This is a genomic window from Enterococcus sp. JM9B, from assembly GCF_009933265.1.
Lineage (GTDB): Bacteria > Bacillota > Bacilli > Lactobacillales > Enterococcaceae > Enterococcus_C > Enterococcus_C songbeiensis.
Genome location: NZ_MAEK01000007.1, coordinates 1 through 5,881 on the forward strand (window position 1 = coordinate 1; position 5,881 = coordinate 5,881).

The 5,881-nt window shown below is 38.8% G+C and carries 6 protein-coding genes; 5 read left to right on the top strand and 1 reads right to left on the bottom strand.

The features are described from left to right. Nucleotides 1-31 precede the first annotated feature (31 nt). Entirely contained in the window at nucleotides 32-775 is a 744-nt protein-coding gene (locus BAU16_RS02220) for a DeoR/GlpR family DNA-binding transcription regulator (RefSeq protein ID WP_161526363.1), read from the bottom strand. A gap of 186 nt (nucleotides 776-961) precedes the next feature. Between BAU16_RS02220 and BAU16_RS02225 the strand changes: the two genes are divergently transcribed. The 5 genes from BAU16_RS02225 to BAU16_RS02245 all read left to right on the top strand — a co-directional run. Continuing rightward, nucleotides 962-1,654 carry a class II aldolase/adducin family protein gene (locus BAU16_RS02225; protein ID WP_161526358.1) on the top strand — a complete coding sequence of 231 codons (693 nt, stop codon included), beginning with the start codon at nucleotides 962-964 and terminating at the stop codon, nucleotides 1,652-1,654. 16 nt (nucleotides 1,655-1,670) lie between these two features. Beyond that, nucleotides 1,671-3,158 (top strand): rhamnulokinase, encoded by a 1,488-nt coding sequence (locus BAU16_RS02230; RefSeq protein WP_161526359.1) that lies wholly within the window; start codon nucleotides 1,671-1,673, stop codon nucleotides 3,156-3,158. Beyond that, nucleotides 3,139-3,561: an RbsD/FucU family protein gene (locus BAU16_RS02235; protein WP_161526360.1), complete on the top strand. Its 423-nt coding sequence runs from the start codon at nucleotides 3,139-3,141 to the stop codon at nucleotides 3,559-3,561. The genes BAU16_RS02230 and BAU16_RS02235 overlap by 20 nt, the downstream gene beginning before the upstream one ends. Before the next feature lie 75 nt (nucleotides 3,562-3,636). Continuing rightward, nucleotides 3,637-5,421: an L-fucose isomerase gene (locus BAU16_RS02240; protein WP_161526361.1), complete on the top strand. Its 1,785-nt coding sequence runs from the start codon at nucleotides 3,637-3,639 to the stop codon at nucleotides 5,419-5,421. 63 nt (nucleotides 5,422-5,484) lie between these two features. Next, nucleotides 5,485-5,881, top strand: a 397-nt coding sequence (locus BAU16_RS02245; protein WP_161526362.1) for an iron-containing alcohol dehydrogenase, incomplete at its 3' end; no start/stop codon positions are given.

Sequence of the window (5,881 nt, forward strand, 5' to 3'; positions counted from 1 at the left end):
AAAGCTATGAATTATTCAGGATAAAATGTATTTACCATAAAATTTCCACATCATGTTCTTCAGAAATAGTTAGATACTCTTTCTCTGGTTTTTGATCAGTAATGATTGCATTATAGTTTTCAAAGTCGCCAATCTTAAAGAAATGAGAGGAATCAAACTTGGAATGATCCACAAGTAAGATGGTTTGTTTCGCTTTTTCCATCATTTCTTTTTTTACTTTGGCTTGACTGAAACTGGCTTCATAAACACCATGCTGATCAATCCCGCGACAAGAAAAAATTGCTAAATCAAATTGAAAAGAATTAAAAATTGATTCGTAAGTACTGCTGATAACGGCGGTTGAGTTGGGTTTGATTTCTCCACCGATGATAAATGTTTTTAGGGTGTCGTTTCCTCCCTCGCTCAGCTCAATGGCTGTTTTTAGACCATTTGTAATGACGACAAGGTTAGATAACTCTTTCAAATATTTGCAAATCTGTTGGACCGTACTGCTAGAATCAAGAAAAATGCACATTCCCGTTCCAGTAAAATCTTTAGCCAAGGCTGCAATCTTTTGTTTGGCTTGTATATTGGAAGATTCTCGATAAATATGTGCATATTCATTATTTGAGGCCACATTCAAAATTACACCACCATGAAACCGATGGACTAAGCCACGTTTTTCTAAATTCATAAGATCTCTTCTCAAGGTTGAAATACTGCAATGTAATTTTTCACACAATGTGTCGTTGGTTAACTGTTTTTTTTTATTCAAAAGTATCATGATATCGTTCATTCTAATTTCAGATGCCAATGGATTCACCTCTATAAATCAGTATACCATTTTTTGAATAATTTTGAACAATTTTGAAGGAAATAGAATGTTTTTTCTGCTAAGTGTTCAATATTTTAATAAACTATTCACAAAAGAATGCAAACGTTTTATATTTAACTCGTAAATAAAAAGTTGGAGGAATATAAAGTGAACGAAGAAGAAATTAAAAATCAGATCTGTGATGTCTGCAATAAAATGTGGCAGCTTGGCTGGGTAGCGGCTAATGATGGGAATGTTTCCGTAAAATTAGATGAGCATACCTTTTTATGCACACCAACGGGTATCAGTAAAAGTTTCATCACTCCAGAGAAATTGATTAAAATTAATGAAAAGGCAGAAATTTTGGAAGTTAACGGTGATTATCGTCCATCAAGCGAGATCAAGATGCATTTACGTGTTTATAAAGATCGTCCCGATGTTCAAGCCGTTGTCCATGCGCATCCACCGGTTGCCACTGCATTTGCCTTGGCACAAATTCCGCTAGACAGTTATTCATTAATTGAAAGTGCTATCGTAATTGGGTCAATTCCCATCACACCATTTGGCACACCTTCAACAAATGAAGTTCCAGAAGCAATCGCACCGTATCTGCCGGAACATGATGTGCTGTTGTTGGAAAATCATGGCGCACTGACAGTCGGTTCAGACTTGATTACCGCGTACTATCGAATGGAAACATTGGAACTGGTTGCAAAAACGACTTTCCATGCTCGCATGTTGTTAAATATCGGTGATAAAGAAGAAAAAGAAATTCCTCGAGAAAATTTGGAACGTCTGTTTAAAATGAGAAAAAATTATGGTGTCACTGGCAAACATCCTGGGTATAAAAAGTACCATTGAGAAGGAGGATAAAGCAGTGAAAAAGAACGTACTCGCATTTGATTTTGGTGCTTCATCAGGACGGGCAATCCTCGGTAAATATGATGACGGAAAAATCGAGTTGGAAGAAATTCATCGTTTTTCAAATTATCCTGTGGAAAAAGGCGGTACATTGTATTGGGATTATGCTTTTCTTTTTCAGCAGATTATTGAGGGAGTAAAAAAAGCCACCAAACTTTATTCTGTGGACAGTTTGGGTATTGATACCTGGGGGGTAGACTTTGGCTTGCTTGATGAGCAGGGCAAGCTGCTTTCAAATCCGGTTAATTACCGAGATGCTCGGACAAAGGGAATTCTGGAAGATGCAGAGAAACATCTGGATCTAAAGACGATTTATCAACGAACGGGCAATCAGATAATGGAGATTAATACACTTTTTCAATTGTTGGCAACAAAGCTGCAACAACCGGAAACTTTTGAGAAAGCAAACACGATGCTGTTTATGCCAGATTTGATGAATTATTTTTTGACAGGAAAAATCGCTGCTGAAAGAAGTATCGCTTCTACTTCGCAATTAGTCAATCCGTTGATGAAAAATTGGGATTATAAAATTATTGACGCCTTTGGGTTAAAAAATACATTATTCCCACCACTTGCGTCAGCAGGTACTTTCTTGGGATTGACCATGGGGGATTTGGATATTCCCCAAATCGCTGTCTACAATGTTTGTGAACATGACACTGCAAGTGCAGTCGTGAGTGTCCCTAGTAGTCAAGAATTTTTGTTTGTTTCTTGTGGAACTTGGTCGCTGGTAGGTACTGAATTGACTGAACCGGTAATCAATGAAAAAGCGTATAAATATAATTTAACAAATGAAAGCGGAATCAATGGAACTACCCGTTTTTTGAAAAATTGTACCGGGTTGTGGATTATCCAGGAAGTAAAAAGAAACTTAGAACAGATTGGCCGGAACTATAGCTACGACGAGATTACATCTTTGGCCTATCAAGCATCACCATTTAAAACGTTTATTGATACGGATTATCCAGATTTTATTTCACCTGGGAACATGATTCAACGAATCCAAGAGTATGCAAGAAAGACGCAGCAAGCGATTCCTGATTCTGATGGAGAAATCTTCCGGTGTATCTATGAAAGTTTAGCGATGAAATATAAATATACTTTTTTAGAAATTAGTGATGCGGTAGGAAAGGATTTTCGCACAGTTAACATTGTCGGTGGCGGCTCTCAAGCACAAATTCTTTGTCAAATGGTAGCAGATGCCTCAAATCTTTTAGTTAGTGCTGGTCCAGTTGAAGCTACCGCAATAGGAAACATTTCGGTTCAACTTTTGGCACAAGATGTCTTCAAAAATCTACAAGAAGTTCGAGAATGGGTCAAAGATCGTTTCAAAGTGAAACAATATAGTCCAAGCATATCTAGACTAGACTGGGATCGACAATTTAAAAGGTATCAAAAATTATTAAATTGGGAGGAAATTAGCAATGTTAAAGAAAATTCCTAAAAATATTTCTCCGCAACTTTTAAAAGTGTTGATGGAGATGGGACATGGAGATGAGATCGTTATTGCCGATGGAAACTATCCTGCAGCATCCAACGCACGCAATTTAGTCCAGTGTGATGGCTTGAATGTACCAGAGCTACTAAAGAGTATTTTGGAATTAATGCCACTGGATCAATACGTAGAAAGTTCGGTTGCGTTGATGGAAGTTGTCAAGGGCGATAACACGGTTCCTGTTATTTGGGAAGAATATCGAGGAATTTTAGACAAAACTAAGCAGAAATACACAATTGAAATGATGGAAAGAGCTTCTTTTTACGAACGTGGGAAAAAAGCTTACGCAATTGTTGCAACAGGTGAAGAAGCAATTTATGCGAATATTTTGCTTAAAAAAGGTGTTGTGTAGGAAATGAAAAAGATGCGAGAAAGTAAATAAAACAATAGAGAATCGCATAAAAAATTTTTAAGGAGAAAAGATATCATGAAAAATTATCCAAAAATTGGCATTCGCCCAACAATTGATGGTCGTCAAGGCGGTGTTCGCGAATCATTAGAAGAAAAAACGATGGCTATGGCAAACGCTGCGAAGGAATTGATTGAAACGACCCTACGCTATGCTGATGGAACAGCTGTACAATGTATTGTCGCCGAACGAACCATTGGGGGTCGAGGAGATGCGGGGATTGTCGCAGATCAATTCTCCAGAGAAAATATTATCGCAACCTTGTCTGTGACTCCAAGTTGGTGTTATGGAACCGAAACGATGGACTTACAAAATGATACGATTAAAGCTGTCTGGGGCTTTAACGGAACAGAACGTCCAGGGGCCGTTTATCTTGCTGCAGCCATGGCTGGCTATGCCCAAAAGGGGTATCCTGCCTTTAAGATTTATGGACACGATGTGCAAGACCTTGATGACAATTCAATTCCCTTGGATGTACAGACGAAAATTTTGACTTTTGCTCGCGGGGCAATTGCTGTAGGACAAATGAAAGGGAAATCCTATGTTAATATTGGATCTTCTTGCATGGGAATTGCAGGATCACAAGTCAATAGCAAATTCTTTACAGAATATCTAGGAATGCCAGTTGAATTTGTCGATATGACAGAAATTCTACGTCGCATTACCTTAAATATCTACGATCCTGAAGAATACCTAAAAGCATTAGGTTGGATCAAGAAAAATTGTAAAGAAGGCATTGACATCAATGAAGGGAAAGATTTCCCAGAAATCATTACAAAATCAAAAGTTGTTCCGGCAGACCAAGACTGGGAATTCATTGCGAAACAAGCAATTATCATTCGGGATATTTTATTTGGAAACGAACGATTAAAGGAACTTGGTTGGAAAGAAGAGGCACGAGGAAGAAATGCCATTGCCGGTGGTTTTCAAGGACAGCGCCAATGGACAGACTGGTTGCCAAATGGTGATTTCACGGAAGCAATTATGGCATCAACCTTTGACTGGAACGGCGCTCGACCAGTAACTGCCTTTGCAACTGAAAATGATACCCTGAATGCCGCTTCCATGTTGTTTGGCACACTATTGACAAATAAAGCCCCTATTTTTTCTGATGTACGAACTTTTTGGAGTTCAGAATCTGTGGAGCGGGTCACAGGGAAGAAATTAACTGGGAAAGCAGCTAACGGGATTTTGCATTTGATTAATTCTGGAGCATCTGCTTTGGATGGAACGGCTGCAGCAAAGGATGAATCCGGTAAAGGTGTCATGAAAGAATTTTGGAATATGACAGAAGAAGATATTAAGAGTTGTTTAGAAGCAACCGATTGGTGTCGAGCAAATTATGAGTACTTCCGAGGTGGTGGATTTTCTTCTCATTTCCGAACCAACGCAGAAATGCCGGTTACGATGATTCGATTAAATATAGTAGATGGCGTAGGCCCAACTTTGCAGATTGCAGAAGGATATACCTGTGTACTTGAAGAAGAAGTTCATCAAATTCTTGATGAACGGACGGATAAAACATGGCCAACAACATGGTTTGCACCAAATCTAGGAATGTCTGGGTTTGAATCGGTCTATGAAGTAATGAACCATTGGGGGGCAAATCATGGAGCTACTGTTTATGGTCACGTAGGAGATGATTTGATCACGCTGGCAAGTATGTTGCGCATTCCCGTAGCGTTGCATAATGTACCAAAGGAGCGCATCTTCCGTCCCCATGCATTCAGCGGATTTGGCACGAAGGATATAGAGAGTGCAGATTATGAAGCTTGTCGATATTTTGGACCACTGTTTAAATAACATTCAAAGAATAATGAAAAATGTACAAAATCTTTAATATTCAATATAAGGAGCATAAGAAAAATGACAAACCGAATGATTTTGAATGAAACCTCATACCATGGGAAAGGAGCAATCGCTGAGATTCCGAATGAGATCCAGACTCGTGGCTTCAAAAAAGTAGTCGTGATTACCGATAAAGATTTGATAAAATTTGAGGTTGCCACTAAAGTAACGGATTTATTGGATCAAGCAGAAATCTCCTACACTGTTTATGACGGAATTGTACCTAACCCAACTATTGATAATGTAAAGGAAGGTGTGGCCTTCGTTAAAGAAGCAGACGCAGATTGTCTCGTAGCGATCGGTGGCGGCTCTCCTATTGATACGGCCAAAGCAATCGGAATCATTGCAACGAATCCGGAATATTCTGACGTCATCAGTCTGGAAGGAGTAGCGAAAACCAAAAATCCTTGTTTAC

Coding starts and splice junctions, on each gene's coding strand:
- BAU16_RS02235 (WP_161526360.1), top strand. CDS start 3,139: ATGTTAAAGAAAATTCCTAAAAATATTTCTCCGCAACTTTTAAAAGTG.
- BAU16_RS02220 (WP_161526363.1), bottom strand. CDS start 775: ATGAACGATATCATGATACTTTTGAATAAAAAAAAACAGTTAACCAAC.
- BAU16_RS02240 (WP_161526361.1), top strand. CDS start 3,637: ATGAAAAATTATCCAAAAATTGGCATTCGCCCAACAATTGATGGTCGT.